Consider the following 19,183-nt stretch of genomic DNA (forward strand, 5'->3'; position numbering starts at 1 on the left):
AATCAGGATTTTTGCTGCTGTTGCTGCGCGATTTGCTCGCGCAGGCGATCTTCTTGCTCACGCAGCTCGGGCGTGAATTCCGCACCAAAGTCGGCCGCCTCGAAAATCGGACGGATTTCTACATCGGACTCTTCGCCGTTGTCGTCCGTATTGGGAATACGGCGAACCCATTCGACCGCTTCTTCCATGGACTTGACCTGCCAGATCCAAAAACCCGCAATGAGCTCTTTGGTTTCGGCAAACGGTCCGTCGATGACGGTGCGCTGGCTGCCCGAGAAGCGCACGCGTTTTGCCTTGGAGCTTGGATGAAGCCCGTCGCCGGCGAGCATGATCCCGGCCTTCACGAGCTCTTCGTTGTAGGCGCCCATGTCCTTGAGAAGCTGTTCGCTGGGCATTTTGCCGGCTTCGGAATCCTTGTTGGCCTTGATGATCACCATAACGCGCATGACTTTGCCTCTTTCCTTGGCTCGTGTGGTCTGTCCCGACCGCTTGCCGGGTCCGTACCACGGTTTCGCAAGGACGACGAACGAGGGTTCGTCAGATCGACAAGGCGAAGAAAAATATTTTTTGAGTGTTGTTGCTAACGTTCGGCCGGGATAGAGGCGTCGCAAACCTTGGGCGAAGAACCACCGCTCGCATTCGTTCGCTCCGTTAGGCTCCTCTCTGTTTGTCCTACGCGAACCATTCCTGCGACAAACGTGCGTCCTGGTCGACCATTTCCTTGACAGACCGTATTCCCTGTAATATGCGCAGGACGTGGTCACGCGTTACGACCAGCTTGGTAAGCAAATGCTTCGGGCGAGCCTCCAGGAGCGCGGTTCGTTCACTTCGGAGCTCGAGGTCAGCCCTGATCCGCAGCAGGTCGATGGGTATTTCGTCCCCGACCTCGAACGGCCGTCTCCTGTTGCTGGAACGTTGCTCGGGCGCATGACCGAACGACCTTGCTCCTTCGAGGTGTTTTCCGCGCCGCCGGATGTGCTCGACGTGGAAGGGTGCATTCGAAAACACCTCAATCTACGCCACATCCTTCGCAAACAAATCGAAGCACCGGGTTTGCCGCATCAATGGATCTTGTCTGCGGGCAAACCGTCAAAGGCCTTCGATGCGACGTGGGCACGTGTGGCGGAAACCTGGCCGTGTGGGGTTTACGAACAGCCGCCCGTGAATGCCACGTCGATCGTCGTGCTGAGCGACCTACCTGAAGAGCGATCGACGCTGCTTTTGCGCCTGATGGGACGCGGACGAACGTTGAAGCGAGCCATTGAAGAGCTCAAAAGCCTCTCCAACGATGAATTCGAGAAGTGCATCGCGTTGCCAATTCTGGTACGCTACCGCATCGAAGCGGTCAACGAGCCGGCTTCGCCCGCAGACGAGGAGTTCCTCATGAACACGCAAGAAATCATGGACATGTACGAACGCCGCGCGGAACTACGGGGAAAGCTGCAGGGACGACGAGAAACCGTCCAGCGGCTCCTTCGGCGCAAGTTCGGCGTGCTTCCGGAAGACGTCGTCACGCGTGTGGAAAACGCCGACGCCCAGTTGCTCGACCAGTTGGAGGAGAAAGTGCTCTACGCGAACTCGCTCGATGAGGTTTTCGCATCGTAGGCTTGTATGTTCGTCTGGATCGCACTTCGCCGAACCTAGCTACTCGCCACCGCGCGCACACCGCGATCAAAGATCGCCTGTCCAACGCCAGCGTCTTTCGCGCTGAACCCAGGTTCACCGCGATCCCGCCGCCGGATCCAGTCCGGGTGGTTCTCCGGATCGAGGAACGCATCCGGATGCGGCATCAAGCCAAAAATGCGACCCGTCGCATCGCACAGTCCCGCCGCACCGTCCGGTGAGCCGTTCGGATTGTCCGGCCAAACCTCCGTCGGACGACCGCTCGCATCCGCGTAACGCACGGGCACGAGCCGCGATGCCATGATCGCATTGCGCGTTTCTTCGTCGCGAAACACGAGCTTTCCTTCGCCATGACGACTCGGCAGCTCAATCGTTTGCGGCAAACCCCGCGTCCACACGCACGGACTCTCCGCATCGACGAGCAGCTTCACCCACGTGTCGAAATACCCGAGCCGATCGTTGTGCACCAGCGCCGCCGATTGCGGCGCCAAACTCGTTCCTTTGGTTCGCCCGAGCGCCGGCAATAGCCCAAGACAAACCAGCGTTTGAAAACCATTGCAAATGCCGAGCGAAAGGCCCCCATCGTCCACGAAACGACCGAGCGCATCGCCCAAGCGGAAACGAAGCCGATTCGCATACACTCGCCCGCTTTGAATGTGGTCCCCAAAGGAAAAACCTCCGACGAAGGCGAGAATGTGATAACCGGAAAAAACGTCCTTGTCGCCCGCTCGGTCGAGCAGATCGTGCAAATGCGTCGATTTCACCGTCGCTCCCGCGCGAGAAAAACCCGCAGCGGTTTCGACTTCGCAATTCAGGCCGTACCCCGTCAGGACGAGGACCCGCACATCGCGCGTTTCAACTCCCATGGCTTTCCTCCTGAAATGCATTGCGCAAAACGGCTGCACCAACATCCACGACCGGTCGTCCACCCTGTGTGATTCGCAAATACCCTCGGCCGTCATTCGACGCTTCGATCATTCCCACTCGAACGAGCCCATGCTTCCCGAGCCGTTCTTCGAGCGCCGCCGATTGATCCGGACGCGCTGTCAACAGAATGCGCCCCGTCGATTCGCTGAACATTGCAATGGGCGGGTCGAGCCCCGGAGCGAGCGTTTCCAGCGACGCCACAATGCCCAGGTCGCTCGCCATTGCAAGGTGCGAGAGCGCCACGGCAAGCCCACCCCGGGCGACGACATGCGCCGAGCGCACGAGCCCCGCGGCATGCGCGTCCGCAAATGCTTGATATCGCAAGGAAAATTGCTGCACGTCCGTGCGCGGCACGCCCGCAAAAGCGTGCCCGACGAGCCGTTCGATTTCCGCACCTCCGCATTCGTCACGCGTATCGCCCAGCAAATAGAGAACGTCTCCAGGAGCGCGCGGAACGAGCGACAACGCCTGTTTCACGTCGGCCATTTGCCCCATGACGCTGACCAAAAGCGTGGGCGGCACGGATATCTTCACGCCATCCAAAATGGCGTCGTTTTTCATTGAATCCTTGCCAGATACGAGCGGCAATCCGTACGCTTTGCACGCATCGAAGAGTCCTTCGCACGTGCGCACGAGCTGCGCGAGCTTGTGCGCTCCATCCGGCGTCGACTTGCTTTCAATGGGATCCGGCCAGCAGAAATTGTCGAGCGCTGCGAGCCTATCGATTCGCGCGCCTGCGCAAAGCACGCGCCGCACGGCTTCGTCCACGCACGCGAGAGCCATTTCGCGTGCATCGAGGTCGCTGTAATACGGATGAATGCCTTCGCCGAGCACCACGCCTTCATCGCGACCAAGGCGCACGCGCATGACCGTCGCCGCAGCCGGTACGTCCCGAAAAACCCCGACATGAGGCTTGATGACCGATAGCCCCTTGACTTCGTGATCGTAATGCTTCGCATACCGCCCATCGCTGCGAATGTTCGGACGCCCGAGCAATTGCACGATGCATTCTTCGAGCGATTTTGACGATAGAACTTCCGCCCGTTTTTCCGCGGTCAATTCATTGCGAGGGGCCGGGCTCCATCGTGCCTTGCGCGTGATTTTTGGTAATCCCCCGTGCAAAAAATCGAGCGACAAATCGCAAACCTTCTTTTCGCCGTACATCACGACGAGTCGCCCACTTTGCGTAAATCGCCCGATTTCCGTCGCTTCGACTTCGCGCCGGGCCGCAAGAGCCAAAAACGCCGCAAGTTTGTCTTCGGGAACGGCGACGGTCATTCGTTCCTGCGCTTCGCTCACGAGGATCTCCCATGGCAAAAGCCCAGGGTACTTGAGCGGTACGCGGGAAAGGTCGATTTCGGCGCCGCCCGTCGCTTCGGACATTTCGCCGACGCTGCTCGAAAGGCCGCCTGCGCCGTTGTCGGTGATGCCGCTGTAAAGGCCCGCGTCGCGCGCTTCGGCGAGCATGTCGAACATCATCCTTTGCGTAATGGGATCGCCAATTTGCACCGCTTGTACGGGCGAGCTTTCGCTCAATTCGACGCTCGAAAACGTGGCCCCATGAATGCCGTCTTTGCCCACACGCCCGCCGATCATCACGATGCGATCGCCCGGCTGCGTATACTTTTGATGCGTCGGTTTGCCCGCTACCGTCGTGGGCATCGCGGCGACGGTGCCGCAATACACGAGCGGTTTTCCTACGTATCGATCATCGTAGAGCTCGAATCCGCGCATGTACGGAATGCCCGATTGATTGCCACCATCGATGACGCCGTGATGCACGCCGTCGCGAATGCGCCTCGGATGCATGAGGCCCTTCGGCAACGTGCCCGAAAAGTCCGGCGGACCAAAACAATACCCCCACACATTGGCCAAAAGATCCGCGCCTAGGCCGCAACCAAAACTGTCGCGATTCACGCCGACGATGCCCGTCATCGCTCCACCGTACGGATCGAGCGCCGAAGGGGAGTTGTGCGTTTCGACCTTGTAGACGAGATGATCCCGTTCGGTAAATCGAACGACGCCTGCATTGTCGCTGAAAACCGACACGAGAAAATCACCGTCCCGATCGAGCCCCTGCGCCTTTCGGTCCTGACGAACGGCATCCGTCGCGCCAACGATGTACGTCTTGAAGATGCCGCGCTCAATAGATCGAGACGTTCCGTCGGGTCCCACGTAATCGATGGGCGCATTGAATATTTTATGTTTACAATGCTCGCTCCACGTTTGCGCAATGCATTCCAATTCGGCGTCCGTCGGATCGCGCCCAGTGGCCGCGAAATACGCCTTCACCGCTTGCATTTCGGCGAGCGACAATGCCAAAAGTCGGTTTTTTGATAGTGCTTCGAGCTCCGCATCGCCAAGCGAACCGAGCGGCACGAGCTCGACGGTCGGCTCGAGCGACGTGCCCGCCCGCGGAATGGTCAAGTCGGGCGTTCGAGGTGGACAGTCGAGGCGTATTTTTTGGATGAGCGGATTGTGAAGAACTTCGGCTGCGGCTCTTTCGACGTCATTTTTCGACAAACCCCACAAGAAATACATCGTCGCCGAATAAACTTGCCCGGCGAGCGACCGTCCCAGCACGTCTTCACACGCCGTTTTTGCGGTTTTTCCTACCGTATCCGTCACTCCGGGAGCGAAGGAAACCGTCAAGATCCACGGCGCGCCGCCCGTCGCATCGTCCGGCAAAACCCCTAGCGCGGACACTTCGATCACCGGATCGGTAATTGCCTCGAGGAAACGCGCGGCCTCGGCTGCGTCGATGTCGAGGTCGCACAGAAAGAGCTTGCGCGTGCGCACGCGAGCGGGCCGCAGACCGAGCCACTCCGAGAGTTGTCGTTCGGTCATCGCGGCAAGCGCGTCCGGCACATGAGGTCGGTTTTCGATCTCCAATCGGAAGATGGGCATGGCAGCTCCGGTTTCTCGTGGCGCACGCCCTCTAGCACAAATTCTGGCGACTGTGCAGCGTTTTTGAAGACAATCGGCAGCGTGAAGATCGCGCTACCGAAACGCCTCATTGACCGCCTTTTCGTGAATCGAAACGTTGCGCCACGGCGTCGAGGTTCTGCCCTTTGAGGACAGCTTCCAGCATGGGCGGCAACGCGTTCGGCGTACACGCGAAACTTGGTACACCAACCTTCGCCAGCTTCTTCGCAAGCTCCGTGTCGAACGACGGCGCACCGGAATCGTCGAGCGCAAGCAGGACCATCGCTCGCACGCCGCTTTGCGCCATGTCTTCCATGCGGCGAATCATTTGTTCTTGATTGCCGCCTTCATAAAGATCCGTGAGCAAAATGAACAGCGTTTTTTGAGGATTGGCAATGAGTCCTTGGCAATACCCGACGGCGCGATTGATATCGGTTCCCCCACCGAGCTGAATACCAAAGATCAAATCGACCGGATCCACGAGCCGCGGCGTCAAATCGACGACTTCCGTGTCGAATGCAATGACATGCGTATCGAGCGCCGGGAGGCTCGCGAGAATCGATCCCATCACGCCCCCGTACACGACGCTGCTCGCCATGGAGCCCGACTGATCCATGGCGACGATGACGTTCCATTCCTTGCGCCGATGCTGACGCGCAAAAAAGAAAAACCGCTCGGGAATGATGGTCCGGCGCGTTTTTTCGTAATTTTTGAGATTTTTGCCAATCGTGCGACGCCAATCGATGTTCGGAAGACTCGGAATCGGTTGGTGTCTCGAACGATCGAGCGCTCCGCGGACGGCCCGTTCGAGCGCTCCTTGCATACGCTTTTTGATTTCCTCGACGACGGCATGAACGATTTCGCGCGCCGCGTCTTTCGCCCGATCCGGCATCATGTCCTTCATTGAAAGGAGCGTACCGACGAGCTCCACGCTTGGCGTGATTTGCGCGAGCGATTCCGGCTCGAAAAGCAATTCCTTCCAATCGCGCTTTTCGATCGCGTCTTGCTGAATCACCGCCACGATGTCTTGCTCGAAATACTTGCGTATGTCACCGAGCCACGCCGCGAGCTTGGGACGGCTTTTCCCGAGTCCTCCTCGACGCCCGCCCGGCTTTCCTTCGGGCTCGGATTCCTCGATGTCGTAGACGGCTCCGAGCGCCCCGTCCATTTCCATCATTTCGCGGCTCAGCATGCCGCCGGCTCCGCCTGGTCCGCCGCCGCCAAAGCCCGACAATTGGTCTTCGACGCGTTTTCCTAGAATCAGCCGCCAGCGCTGCACGCGATCGAACGACATCGGTCCTGCCGGCACGGGCGCTGGGGCAGGGGCGGGAGCAGCAGTTTTTGTTGCGGGGTTTTTCTTGGCCATATCAAAAATCCAAATCGCCAAGTCCTTCGAAGTCTGTCTGGAGGGATTCGATCTCCGTGTCGTCCAATTTCGTTTCGACCGCTTGCACGAGCTCCTTTTCCCCGCCGCCCCAGACTTCGGCCAGCACGCTTGCAATACGCCGCGCTTCGCTCGTCTCGAAACTTCCAAAAGCCCGCCGCAATGCCACGACGGCTCGTTTGAAAGCTTCGTCGTCGAGCGCTTCGATGAATGCATTCATGGCAGCCCAAAGCGATTTCCGTGCGAGCAGCGCATAACGATTGCGCGTTGCGAGCCCCTCGAAAAAGCCGGCACCTTCGGTGGGACTCACCCCCGGGGAAAGACGCCGGGAAACGCGTTGATCGAGGATCGCATCGGGCAATTGGCCGCGTTCGAGCAAAATGGCGCACGCAACGCCGGCCACATGCGGCGCTGCGAAGGGATCGTCGGCAATGGCATCGAGCGTCCGGACGAACCGCTCTTCGTCGAGTTTGTCCTGGAATACATGCGCCACGTGATGCAACGACGTGAGCGCTTCGCCTACCTTGCGAGCTGCATCTTCATTGCATCGAGCAGCCTCGGGCGCGAGGAGCAGGCCGCGCAAAAAGAGCTGCGCCACGAGCGGTTCGAGCGGCGTCGTGTCGAATTTACGGACGTCACGATACGCTGCCAAATGCGATAGCTCGAGCGCCGCGGTCGCGAGCGCAACGAAATCACCGTCCGTCACGGCCAGCGCCTGCACGCGCGAAAACGCAGTATTCGTCGCGTCGTGCAAATCGCAAAGCACCGCATTTTTGACGAGCCGTGCCGCATTGAGGATGTCCGAGCATTCCGTCAATGAATCGCCGAGCTTTCGAGCGGCCGCAAGCTCGATGGTGTCCCCGAGCAAGGCATTGTCCACCAAGTTGATTTCGCATTCCGGCGTCCACCGCGCAGACCAAACTTCCTTGTACGTGCTCAGCGCGCGATCCTCAGCCGCGGTTTTATCGCTTGCGAATCCGATACCCAGCGTGACAAGGCGGTGCAAGAAAATGGATCGATTCCGATCACGGAAGGCGGAATCAGCCGATTTGACCTGCCGATTCTCGCGTAAATCGAGCCAATCCTTACCCGTAGCACCTTTGATGGTTTGTTCCTTGTCCTTCAGGTATTCTTCGAGGCGCAGATCCTTTATGGAAGCTTGAAAATCATCCTGTATCGACGTTCGCAATACGCCCGGTGGGACTTTGCCCACCGCGTCGCCCACCACCATATCGTGCAAAAATCGCCCCGTGATGGCCGGATCACCGTGTCCCAAACAGGCCGTCGCAGCGCTCTCGAAATCACCCATCGTCGGCGAATGCGAATCTCGAAGCGCAGCAACTCCATTCGCCAGACGCACGGCTTCGATGACGTCTGCCGTCGACCGCACCATGCCCGCTTTGCGAAGCCGACCGGCCAATTCCGTCAGAAACCACTTTCCAATTCCGGCCGTGGAACCGTGCTTTTGCGCTTCGTCGTACAGCGCCTGGAAATACGCCGGCGCCTTGTTGCCCGCACCATAACCAGATTGCGAGCTCAAGCGAAAATAACTGTATGGCATCAGCGTGCGCGTCACCGCAACGCGTGGCAATTTCGATGCTTCGTCATCCGTCATCGCCGGCTCTTCGACCGTGAGCACCGGCGCGTGATACGCTCCGCAAACGACGACGATTTTGTCGGGATCGTGCCCCTCCGCGATGGTTTGTCGAATTTTGCGCCGCATGTACGCTTCGCGCAGGAGCGTATGTGCGAGCCGCGCGGGACTTTCGTATCGGAGCGCTCGCAATTGCTTACCAAATTCGAAGATCGCCAGCCGGTACGAATCGACCTCCGTCGAATGCTCGAAATGCCGCTCCCACCATGCGTCGTGATCCGTTTCTCCGGACAGCTCCGCAATGGCCGTGTACGGATCGCCCAAATACCGTTGCGTGTCCGTCTCCTCCTCGGCAGGCGCATCCTCGACCGCTTCTTCAGCGCTTTCTTCGTGCGTGCATCCCTCGTCCTCGGACGAACCCTGGCCAAGAAAAACCTCGGACGGCAGATCCATGAATCGAGCGACGCGTTCTTTTCGCAGCGCCCAGCGAAGAGCTACCCATTCCGGCGAATACGTCGCAAGCGGATACAATATCGAGCGCACCGGGCGTTTTTGGGTAAACGCGAGGAGTGCTACCGGCGGTTTCGTGCGCTTGTCTGCGAAATACGCGACTTCGTCCGTCGCGTCGCTCGGCCCTTCGACGAGCACCGCGGTAGGATTGATCTTATCGAGAAACCGCTCGAGATGCCACGCCCCCATCGGCGACAAATGGCGAACGCCAAAGATGTGCGCGAGTGGCCCCGAGGCCGGCACTGCGGCAGGTGTCGCGGCCGGAGCGGCTGCCGCGGCGGCCGGTTTTCCCTTTTTCGCCGCCATGACGTCTCAGACCAATTCCTTGCACGCCTTGTAAAGCGCTTCCCAATCACCACCGCGCTTTTTCATGACGTTTTCCAAATATTCGACGAACACCGCCTCATCACGCGAATCTTCTTTGATGACGGCCCCGAGCAATCCTGCTGCAATGTCACGATCGCTCACGCGCCCCGTGCCGAAATGCCCAGCGAGCGCCATTCCATTGCCGAGCACCGATATCGCTTCGGCCGTCGACAACACGCCCGACGGGCTCTTGAGCTTTTGCTTGCCGTCCGCGGTTTGTCCTCGGCGCAATTCTTGAAATACCTGCACCACGCGACGCACGGCTTCATCCGCCGGAGGAGCCGCGGGCAATCGCAAGCTCGACCCGATTTCACGCACGCGCCGCGCGACGATGGCCACTTCGGTATCGATGTCGGTCGGCACGGGCAAAATCACGATATTGAAACGGCGTTTGAGCGCCGCGCTCATGTCGTTCACGCCGCGATCGCGCGTATTTGCCGTCGCAATGACGTTGAATCCCCGTTTCGCTTGCACGTGATGGCTCAGCTCGGGCACCGTGAGCACTTTTTCACTGAGCAGCGTAATCAGCGCGTCCTGGACTTCCGACGGGCACCGCGTAATTTCCTCGAAGCGGACCAATTTACCGCCATCGAGCGCTCGGTAAATAGGCGAGGGCACCAGCGCTTTGGGGCTCGGTCCTTCCGCGAGCAAAAGCGCATAGTTCCACGTGTACCGAATCTGCTCTTCCGTCGTGCCGGCCGTGCCTTGCACGAGCAATTGCGAATCGCCACAAATGGCCGCCGCGAGATGCTCGGAGAGCCAGCTCTTTGCGGTTCCCGGTTCACCAATCAAAAGCAGAGCGCGATCGGTCGCGAGCGTTGCAATGGCAATCTCGACGAGGCGCGGCGAACCGATGTATTTGGGCGTGATGACGACGTCGCCCACTTTGCCGCCGAGGATATAAGTAAGTACGGATTTCGGCGAAAGTCGCCAACCCGGAGGCGGCTCGCCTTTGTCCGCGGCTGCCAATGCGGCCAATTCATGCGCGAATAGCCGTTCTGCCGGCTCGCGCAAAACGTCGCTCTTGCTTGCCGGGGAATCATCGTGTTTTTGCGCGTCTTTTTTGGTAGCCATGCCGACTCTCGATGGTGGTGGGTCATTAGAAACGACGAATCAGTTGTCCGCCGGCTGAGGAGTACTGCGATCTCGTCCAAGAAAACGCATACAATTCTCGAAGGGCTCGACTTCGGTCTTGGACATCTTTCTGCGCGATTTTCGATCGTCGAGCCAGCTTCGCAAGAGCGGTGCGAGCGCAGGGTCGTCGTATTCGTGAAAGACGTGGCATGCGCGGCCGTATTGCCAAGCGCCGCTCAAGCAGCTCAAAAGTCGAATGAAGGCTGGGAGTATGCGAGGATCTCTGTAGGACCCGAGCAATTCGATGAGCGCCAGAGCATGCTCTGCAGCGATTCCCTCGCGGGAGAGCGACAATGCGGGCTCCAATGCTTTCGGCGAACGAGAGCGTTGGAGCAGCGCCAGGGCAATTCCGCGCAACGCCTCTGCTGGAAGCAAGCGAATCGCAAGATCGACCCAACGTAAATCTCGCTCGAAAAGCGAAGCCAAGCGGCCGCCCTCTGGCGCCGATTCCGCAACCACGCGGGCGAACAGGCGCGTGGCGAAGTCGACACCATTTTTGGCAAGCAATGCGTTGGTTTCGAAAAAAGGCGCGAGCCTGTCGTACGCTTTCGCCATATCGAGCTCGAACGTGCCATCGATGAATTGGTATTGCGTGGCTTCGGGCGCGTCGTAAAGCGATGGCAAAAGTTCTTGCCAAGCCTCCTGATAACCGAGTCGCAAAAGAGCTCGCGCCGCGGTGTCACGCACTTCTTTGATCTTGTGCGACCGAAATGCATCCACGACCAGTTGCGTCGTGCGATCCGTGTTTCGTGCCGCCAATAGATCAATGAGGTCGACCATGTAATCGACCTTCGCCGCGTGCGCTTTCTGCGCCTTCGCTGCCTCGTCCTTTTCTTCCTTGGTATTGGCCTTTTTGATGCGGAAATGCCCCAGCTCCTGAAGCTCGGGCGTCCAAAGCGCGATGATCCGCTCCGTCGCTCGGGGGTGCTTCGAGCCTGCGAGCGACGATTCGGCTGCCGAACGCATTTCATTCGAGCCTCCGAATGCGTGAATGAGCGTATCGAGCGCCGCGTCCCCAGGCGCATTCGCGAGCGCGCGAATCGCAGCGAGCTTTACTTCCTTCGAACGATCTTTCTCGACGAGCACCGTCGCCACCGGCTCGGCTTGCACCGGATCGATGCGACCCAATTCAGCGATCGCCGCCGCTCGAATGTCCGCGCTACCCTTTTCGATGGCTTCGCGCAAAATGTCAATGGCTTTGGGCCCTTCGATTTGCGCAATGGCGCGCAGCATGCGCTGGTCGAGGCTGCGACCTTTTTCGATGTCGAGACAGCGCCGCAGCTCGGGAACGATGGCCTCGCCCATGGCCGGAAGGAGGTTCTTTTCGACGACATCCGCAATGTGCGAATCCGACAGCGCGGGCACGCACAGAGGCAATATGCGCAAATCGCGCGCCGAACCTCGTAAGCATGCTTCGTGAATCGTTTCGGCCCGATACCTGCTCTCGGGAGCATTCATGAGCGCCCCGACGAGCGATTGCAATTCGTTTGGAAGCAGCGGCGAGCCTATCTTACCGGCCGGAGGAAGCGCTGTGAGCTCGCCGGATTCCGTCGGCAATGCGGGCGCAGCCTGCGCACTACGCACTTGCGCCAAAAGCAACCCCTGATCGAGAAGCTCTGCAGCAGCAGCTTTTCCCGCAGCTTGCTCCAGCTTCCCCATTTGTTCCGTCACGCGGCGAATGGCCGGAATTTTTGCAGCAATGGGCGCGAGCTTCGTTTTGGCGGCAAGGATCTCCGGGTTCGTCCGGGCTATTTGAGCGCCCGCGAAGTACATTTTTTCGACGTCGAGATCGAGCTGCTTCAGGGTATCTTTGGCCATGACCGTGTCCTTTCAGGCCCGAAGCCGCAAATGCTCGTCGCCCACGACGAGCGCCAAGGGTTCGCCATAAATGGAACGCGACGGCAAATCGAAATAGAGACGCGTCGCGAGCGATCCAGGACCATGGGCCGCAGCGGCTTGGCGCAATGCAATGGTCGCCGGAAGCCGCGCATCCGGCGCATCTCGCATCACGATTCGATCGCCCGCTGCATCCTGCACGACCAATTCCGAACCTATCGTACCGAAACGCGCCGCAGCTATCAATACCACCGCATCCAGCGGGTAGACCGGGTTTTTCATTTGATTGCGCAGCGCCTTGATCGCCGCATCGATGCTCTTCGCGTGACCGTGCAGCTTTTCGTAGTCCGCAGGTTCCCGCGATCGTTCTTCGATGATGCCGGGGGTCTTCTCGTCCCAACGAATCCGCCGATTCACCATTTCGCCCGGATAAAGAGCCGCCTCCGAAATGACCAGCGTGCCTCGACGCGAAACGCGTAGCTTCTGGAATTTCAACGTGTTGTACGGCAGCGCCGTCCATTCTCGAACGATCGCGCCATCTTCGAGGTCAATCAAAAACCCCGTGGCGGTCGCGAATTCCGTCACATCGTCGTCCACGCGTTCATGCGACAATTCCAGAAGCCGTCGATTCGTCACCCAATACCCGGCTTGCTTCAAATCGGGCAATTGCCACCGTCTCCCCAAAATCGCTTCGTACGTAGCGTCCCGTTCCGCGACGCTCACGCCTTCCGATTCGAGCCGCCCATCGAGCAATTTCGTTCCGCGACGAACGATCGCGTGAAGCTGCGTGAGCATCCACGCGACGCGCGCTTCTTTGTCCGCCGAAAACCCACGCGCAGCCTTTTTCGTGTCCTCGTCATCGTCGTCGTCATCCGCGCTTTCGGCGACCGATGCGGCCAAACGTCGCAAAATCCCCGCGGCGGCCGTGATGTTCGCATCGGCCATTCGCTTCGATTGCTGTTCGATTTCTTCAATGATTTTGGGCGTGATCCCACCCACGCCAGCGCCCACGAGGTCGACGAGAAAATGGCCCAACGTCTCCAGCGTGTCGACTTGTTCTTTTGCCTTCTTCGCCAGCGCGCTCTTGTTCACGTTCCGCGGAGCATCGGCCGCCGCGCGCGCTTTCGGTTCGGCTTTTTCGGCCTGCTTCGCCCGCTTTTCGAGCAAGTCTTGCGGCGGCGCGGCCACGGCAAACGTCGCGCCTTTTTGCACGAACGCGAGCATCAGTCCGAGCGCATGTTTGCACGGACGCTGGCGCGAAGGGCACGAGCAGCGCAGCGTGGGTTTGTCCGTGCCCGATGCGAGGTCCATCGAAACGCTGTACGGCGTGCTGCCCGAGCCTTGGCAAAGGCCGAAGACGAGCGTTGCGTCGTCGTTTTTGGCGAGGTCTCGAAGCGCGCCGCTGCGCACGAGAGCCCGCGCGTCGAGCATTGCTTTATCGTTGGGTGACAGCTCCGCGATCGATTGCTCGTTGACGGTCAGCGCCATGGCGCCCGCGAGGATACCAAAAGTCGAGCTCGGCGGAACAACAAATTTTGCAATAAGTGAACTTCAGCGCATGTGCGAGGACCCTGACGGGACGAGGCGCGGATCTTTGGGGCCGTCGGTCGCTTCGACCTGAACTCCGTGCTTCATCAGGTATTCGATGCCATTTTCACCGGCATAACCTTCCGTAACCACAATGACTTTGGTGATACCCGCGTGATGAATGAGTTTGGCGCAAAGGACGCAAGGTTCGCCGGTGACGATGATCCAAGCGCCGCGGGTGGCCACGCCGCTCGCCGCGGCATTGCAAATGACGTTCATTTCCGCGTGATGGCAACCGATTTCCATGCGCGTGCCGCTTTGGATGCCGAGCGTATCGCGCAGGCAAACCTGGCCGCCGCAAAGCTCGCCGCCGCCTCGAGGGCCGCCGTTGTAGCCGTCCATGAGAATGACGTTGCGTTCGGGATCGAGCAAGAGTGCACCGAACTTGCGGCGCGGGCAATTGGACGCCTTGGCGAGCGCAAGACACTGTTCGATGCGGATTTGCAGGTGTTTCGGCTTCATCTGCGGTCGTTCCTACCACGAAGATGGGGCAAGTGGAAGAAGTTTCGCTACGACGAACCAGCGCACTCGGCTTGGAAAGAATTCAACGCAAAGGTGCAAGGGCGCAAGGGCATGGTCTCTGCAATAGCTACCAGAAGCGCCACTTGGAATTTGAAACTTGCGCCTCGGCGACAAATCCGGCCGAGTCAACGTTTCGAGTTAGCGCTTCTGAAACCTCTCTCCGCGAACCAACCCCACCACATCACCCCATCGAACGGCGCCCGTCACCAATACCAAAATCGAATACACCACCGCGCCCACGACGATCGCGACGAACATGCCGCTCGCGGCGCGCGCGATAGAGGCCGCAAGGGCCATGACCAGCGTGGAAAGAACGACGGCCCCGAATGCGCGAAAATCGAGCCCTCGGAGCCAACGCGCGTTCATGAACAGCGTCCCGAATAATGCACACGCGGAGACGATGAGACTCGTCCACGCCGAACCCCAGGGACCAAAACGAGGCGCAAGGAGCGCATTGAGGACCAAATTGGAGACCAACATGCACCCGAGCAGCTTCGCCATGGCAAGCTCGCGCTTGGCCGCCAATAGCGGCAAAATGCCGACCTGATAAGCAAATGCAATGGGCACTTGGCAGATGAGCACTCGCAGAACACCCGCCGATGCTGCAAATCGTTCGCCATACACGAGCTGAATGATGTCGGGCGCAAGGAGCAGCCCTCCCGCTGCAATCGGGAGCCCGAGCAAGACCGATATCAACATGCAGCGCTCGAATAGCAATTTGAACTTCGCAGGGTCGCGGTTGAATTGGCGCACCCCGGCCGCGAATGCGGACGTGAGGAGCACGTCCTGGAGCATTGCGAAGTTTTCCGTGAGTACACGGGCCGCAGCGTAAATGCCCACGGCAGATTCGCTGCACAACCAGCGGAGGACCACGTGGTCCGCCTGTCTGAGCGCCACGCTCATGGCGCCGCAAAGGCCGAGCGGAAGGCTGAGCCACGCAATGCGAAGCAGCCCGCCCATGCCCACTTCGAACCGCGGAAGATAGAGGCGCGCGCGTAGCCATACGACGGTCATGGCAAGCTCGATGATGTTGCCCAGCGCGAATGCAAACGCCGCTGCTACGACTCCATACCCCGCCCATAAAAGCGCACTTGCAAAAACAATGACGAAGAGCCGCGCGGCGAGCTCGGCATATACGATGTATTGAAAACGCTCGTGCGCCTCGAAGCTCAACCAAAGGGTGCCATAAAGCAGCGTCGCGAGCTGGCCAATGGCTGCCAATACCAAGAGCGTCGACGCCGTGCCCGAAGACCGCGTGAGCCCGACGATTACGGTGGCGGCAAGCAGCGTGGTGCCCGTGATACCGCGAATGGCGAGCGCCGAACCGAGGTGGCGCGGTCCGAGCTCGGGGTTGAGGACGATTTCGCGCGCGAGGTAGCCACGCACGCCGATCCCGGCGGCGATCGTGACGACATTGACGATGGCAAGGGAAGCCTGAAACTCGCCCCAATGCGCAACTCCGACGGTGCGTGCGAGGTACCCGACGAAGACGATGCCAAGCACGGCCATGACGACTTGCTTGGTCAACATCAGGGCGGAATTGATGGCAATTCGTCGGCCCTCGGTCGTCGGCTTGGCGCCGGACGTCGCGCCCGATGCGGGGTGCACCTGGTCGGAGCTCGCGCCGCTCACGCAGGACGCTCGACGGTGTCTCGATGCGATGGGCCCATACCAGGGGCGGGATCACGCCAGGCGAAGTGCGTTCGGCCGAGTTTGGCGGGCGGTCGTATGGGGCTCACGAGCGGCTAGCATCAATCGACGTACCAATCGCGGTTTTCGCGTGTTCGAGGCTCGCTCGTTCGGGGTCGTCCGTCGCAGCGCGAGGATCCTGGCGCGGAATCGCCACAGGGGATGCGTCGTGCAGGATGGATGGGAGCGCTGCGTGCAGCCGCCGCGCGCCTGGCCGCTCGAAGGGCGGACGAGCGGGCTAGAGGCGAGCCGGGCGAGGTGGCTCATCGACGACGGCTACCCCGACGACGACGGAACGCCACCACCCCTTTCGGAAAACGCATTCGGGCATGCCGCAATGGCTCCGCGGCTTTCCCTTTCGCGATCCGCGCATTCCGGAACGGTCGCGCTTCGAGCGGTGCGCGAATCCGCGCATTGCAGGATATCGCCGACCCTTCGGCGAGCAGCGATCCGGACGTGCGCGGATGGCCGATCGGGATTCGGCGGAGCCGTTCCGGCGCACGGGAATCGCGTCAGGGCGGGCAGGGCGCCGATCCGGAAATGCGCGGATCGCTCCGCGGACGCCGGTTTAGCGATCCGCGCATGTCAGAACGCATGCTCCGCTGCCGGCGGGCATGTTCCGGCGCATCCGGATGCAATTTCTTGCGGTGATTACGGGGTTTGGGGTCCTGCGCCGCCGCCTTTTGGCGACTTGGAGCGCCTTGCTGCGCGGTAGAAGAACGATTCGACGAGCTTGCGTTGTCCAGGGAATGCGGCGCGGAGGATGCCGTAGGCTTTTTCGATCGCCGCGCGAACGGCAAGGCGCGCTTGCAATTCGGCATCACCAGCTTTGCGTTCGGTGGATTCTGCATTGTCGAGGTCATCGCGCGCATTGAAACTTTTGCTCAAGGCTTCGTCGAGGTCCATTTTGGCGCGCGTTTTGCCGTCGAAATCGGGCACGGAGGCGAACCGGTCGCGCATGTCCGCGGCTTCTTCGGGCTCTTCGCGCGTTCGCATATCCGTGATATCGCCTGCCGTGCCACCTTGGAATACAGTGCGATAGACAGGATGCGCGCGATCGCGCATGGCGGGACCATTCAGCAATGCATCGCTCGCGCCCATGATGCGTTTGTCGAGGATGATGTCACGAATGGTGAAACGCGCCCGCAGCTTGGTCGCTTGGCGTTCGGCAGCCTCGCGAGCCGTGAGGCTGCCTTGCAATGAGGCGGCGGAGGTGGCGACGATGCTGCCGGCTTCCCCGATGGCTTGACGTTGTTCTTGGCTGATGATTTCGGCATCGGACCAACCTTCGACGGCGCCGGCGAAGTGGTCGGTGTGTTTGAGGTAAACGCTGGTGCCCGCATCGACGTCAGGCAATTCCATGGCAACTTCCTTTCCGCGCGATGGCGGGGGCCATGGTCATGCGGCTGTGGATGAAAAGCAAGTATTTTTGTGAGGGTGAGGAACTTGGGGATGGGTGCGGAAGTGTGCTGGGAGGACGCCCGACTCGCTGATCGTTGGGCTGGTCCGATTTAGGCAGCGCTTCATCCCGAAGAGAGATCGGCGAAGTCGTCGACGAAACGCTCCTTCGAGTATTTCGCACGCCACCCGCCCGCCGCACCACCAGCGACCAAGCGACCCAGAGAAACTGAAGCCACCCCGTCATCACAAGTTGCCTCCCCCGATACGGCGTGCGCATCGACGCAGCAGGCAGGCTACGGCGTGGAAAACTTGCGGGTCAAGATAACAGCATCAAGGCGGATTTGATGGCGATCCGCCGGCCCTCAGGGCGACCGACCGCGAGAGCGACCGGGCGTTTCGATAACCCATGACCAAGCCGGGGGCGGGATCGCGCCACGCAAAGTACGCAAAAACGTGGGGCCTGCGTGCGCCAGCGACGTAGTCGCGCAATACGTCGGCGGCGCGCTCGCCATCCTTGAGCCTGTGGTAAACGTCGTCGAAGAGCGACGCATAGATAACGCCTTCGCGCTGGCTGCCCATGGCGCGCGCTGGGGGCGCCTCGCCGCGGGCGACGTGAAATGCAGCGAGCGCGTTGTTCACGCCGCAGGCCGAGTCGAATGCATTGCACATCCCGAGGCGCGGGTTCAGCTCGATGTATTTGTAAACGCCGTCTCGAGGGTCGCGCTTGAACTCGACCATGGCGGGGCCCACATAGCGAAGCTCGCGTCCAAGGCGCCGAACGAGCTGCACGACCTCGAGGTTGCGTTCGCTGATCGCGTAGCTCGTAACGCCGAAATGCGATGGCGAGAGCCTGAGCCGTCGAAAGGTGAATGCGGCGACGAGCTCGCTCTGCGCGTCGAACGTGCAATTGCAAACCCACAAATGGTCGTCGGGGCCGGGAATGACCTCTTGCGCCAAAAAATGCGCGCGCTGGCCGTGCGTGTCTTCGTAGAGCGAGGCGACGTGCGCGTCGCTTTGGAGCAGGCGGTTTTTGCCGATGACGTGGTTGGCTCGGAACGAGGTGGGCTTGACGAGGATGGGCAGGCCGAGCGCGTCCACGAGATCGCGCGGGTCGTCGGGCAATGGCGCGAGCGTCTTCGGCAGAGGGAGGCCGATGTCGGCGATGAGCTTCGTTTCGGCGGCTTTGTCGATGAGCGCTTCGCCGAGGCGTGGGGGCGGGACGCAGACCTCGAACCATTGGGACAGGGTCGCCTCATTACGCATGACGAACGACACGAACTTGTCGGACGTTGGAAGGAGCACGTGGCGCGCGTCGCCGAGAGACTCGAGCGAGCGCATGAGGGCGTCGTCGGTGGCGAGATCGGTCTCGATGAGCAGCGTTTCGGCTGGGAGACGCGACCAAAGAATGGGCTCGGCTGGGTCGATTGCGACGGCGATCGTGGGAATCCGTGCGCGTGCAAGGCTCCGCGCGGCGCCGAGTCCGTTGGGTCCGGCGGCGAGGATCACGGCGGCGGGGGTCGTTCGGCCGAGTTTGGCGGGCGGTCGTATGGGGCTCACGAGCGGCCAACATCAATCGACGTACCAATCGCGTCGGGAGGCGCTGCGTGCAGCCGCCGCGCGCCTGGCCGCTCGAAGGGCGGCCGAGCGAGCTAGAGGCGCAGAAGTGGAGAATGGGCTGATGGTGG

Annotated in this window: 14 protein-coding genes; 2 read left to right on the top strand and 12 right to left on the bottom strand. The window is 60.4% G+C overall.

The annotated features are described in order from the left end of the window. Window positions 1–2: 2 nt before the first annotated feature. On the bottom strand, window positions 3–446 hold the full coding sequence (locus IPM54_16060) for a YciI family protein (GenBank protein ID MBK9261304.1): 444 nt from the start codon (window positions 444–446) through the stop codon (window positions 3–5). 310 nt (window positions 447–756) lie between these two features. On the opposite strand from IPM54_16060, the gene IPM54_16065 reads away from it, so the two are divergent. Continuing rightward, window positions 757–1,605, top strand: a complete 849-nt coding sequence (locus IPM54_16065; protein ID MBK9261305.1) for a DUF4351 domain-containing protein — start codon at window positions 757–759, stop codon at window positions 1,603–1,605. 35 nt (window positions 1,606–1,640) lie between these two features. Here the strand turns inward: IPM54_16065 and IPM54_16070 are convergent, their stop codons facing one another. From IPM54_16070 to IPM54_16110, 9 genes are all read right to left on the bottom strand, one after another. Next, window positions 1,641–2,489, bottom strand: a complete 849-nt coding sequence (locus IPM54_16070) for a phosphoribosylformylglycinamidine synthase subunit PurQ (protein MBK9261306.1) — start codon at window positions 2,487–2,489, stop codon at window positions 1,641–1,643. Then, a complete protein-coding gene (locus tag IPM54_16075) occupies window positions 2,479–5,457 on the bottom strand; it encodes a phosphoribosylformylglycinamidine synthase (protein ID MBK9261307.1) in 2,979 nt (992 codons plus the stop codon). The genes IPM54_16070 and IPM54_16075 overlap by 11 nt, the downstream gene beginning before the upstream one ends. Before the next feature lie 106 nt (window positions 5,458–5,563). Beyond that, the gene (locus IPM54_16080) at window positions 5,564–6,769 is read right to left on the bottom strand and encodes a VWA domain-containing protein (GenBank protein ID MBK9261308.1); all 1,206 of its coding nucleotides are present in this window, start codon (window positions 6,767–6,769) and stop codon (window positions 5,564–5,566) included. 73 nt (window positions 6,770–6,842) lie between these two features. Then, window positions 6,843–9,269: a hypothetical protein gene (locus IPM54_16085; protein MBK9261309.1), complete on the bottom strand. Its 2,427-nt coding sequence runs from the start codon at window positions 9,267–9,269 to the stop codon at window positions 6,843–6,845. A gap of 6 nt (window positions 9,270–9,275) precedes the next feature. Then, window positions 9,276–10,403, bottom strand: a complete 1,128-nt coding sequence (locus IPM54_16090) for an AAA family ATPase (GenBank protein ID MBK9261310.1) — start codon at window positions 10,401–10,403, stop codon at window positions 9,276–9,278. Between the two features lie 39 nt (window positions 10,404–10,442). After that, a complete protein-coding gene (locus IPM54_16095) occupies window positions 10,443–12,281 on the bottom strand; it encodes a HEAT repeat domain-containing protein (protein ID MBK9261311.1) in 1,839 nt (612 codons plus the stop codon). Between the two features lie 12 nt (window positions 12,282–12,293). Continuing rightward, entirely contained in the window at window positions 12,294–13,787 is a 1,494-nt protein-coding gene (locus IPM54_16100; GenBank protein ID MBK9261312.1) for an SWIM zinc finger family protein, read from the bottom strand. A 63-nt stretch (window positions 13,788–13,850) separates the two neighbouring features. Then, window positions 13,851–14,348 (bottom strand): cytidine deaminase, encoded by a 498-nt coding sequence (locus IPM54_16105; GenBank protein MBK9261313.1) that lies wholly within the window; start codon window positions 14,346–14,348, stop codon window positions 13,851–13,853. A gap of 198 nt (window positions 14,349–14,546) precedes the next feature. Continuing rightward, window positions 14,547–15,938, bottom strand: coding sequence for a flippase (locus IPM54_16110; GenBank protein MBK9261314.1), 1,392 nt, complete (start codon window positions 15,936–15,938; stop codon window positions 14,547–14,549). A gap of 352 nt (window positions 15,939–16,290) precedes the next feature. Here IPM54_16110 and IPM54_16115 point away from each other — a divergent pair, with 352 nt between their 5' ends. Next, window positions 16,291–16,812, top strand: a complete 522-nt coding sequence (locus tag IPM54_16115; GenBank protein ID MBK9261315.1) for a hypothetical protein — start codon at window positions 16,291–16,293, stop codon at window positions 16,810–16,812. Here the strand turns inward: IPM54_16115 and IPM54_16120 are convergent. Together IPM54_16120 and IPM54_16125 are read right to left on the bottom strand one after the other, a co-directional pair. Further along, window positions 16,749–17,459 (bottom strand): hypothetical protein, encoded by a 711-nt coding sequence (locus IPM54_16120; protein ID MBK9261316.1) that lies wholly within the window; start codon window positions 17,457–17,459, stop codon window positions 16,749–16,751. The genes IPM54_16115 and IPM54_16120 overlap by 64 nt on opposite strands. Window positions 17,460–17,828: 369 nt before the next feature. Further along, window positions 17,829–19,055 (bottom strand): hypothetical protein, encoded by a 1,227-nt coding sequence (locus IPM54_16125; protein ID MBK9261317.1) that lies wholly within the window; start codon window positions 19,053–19,055, stop codon window positions 17,829–17,831. Window positions 19,056–19,183: the final 128 nt, after the last annotated feature.

The organism is Polyangiaceae bacterium (assembly GCA_016715885.1).
In the GTDB taxonomy this organism is placed as follows: Bacteria; Myxococcota_A; Polyangia; order Polyangiales; family Polyangiaceae; genus Polyangium.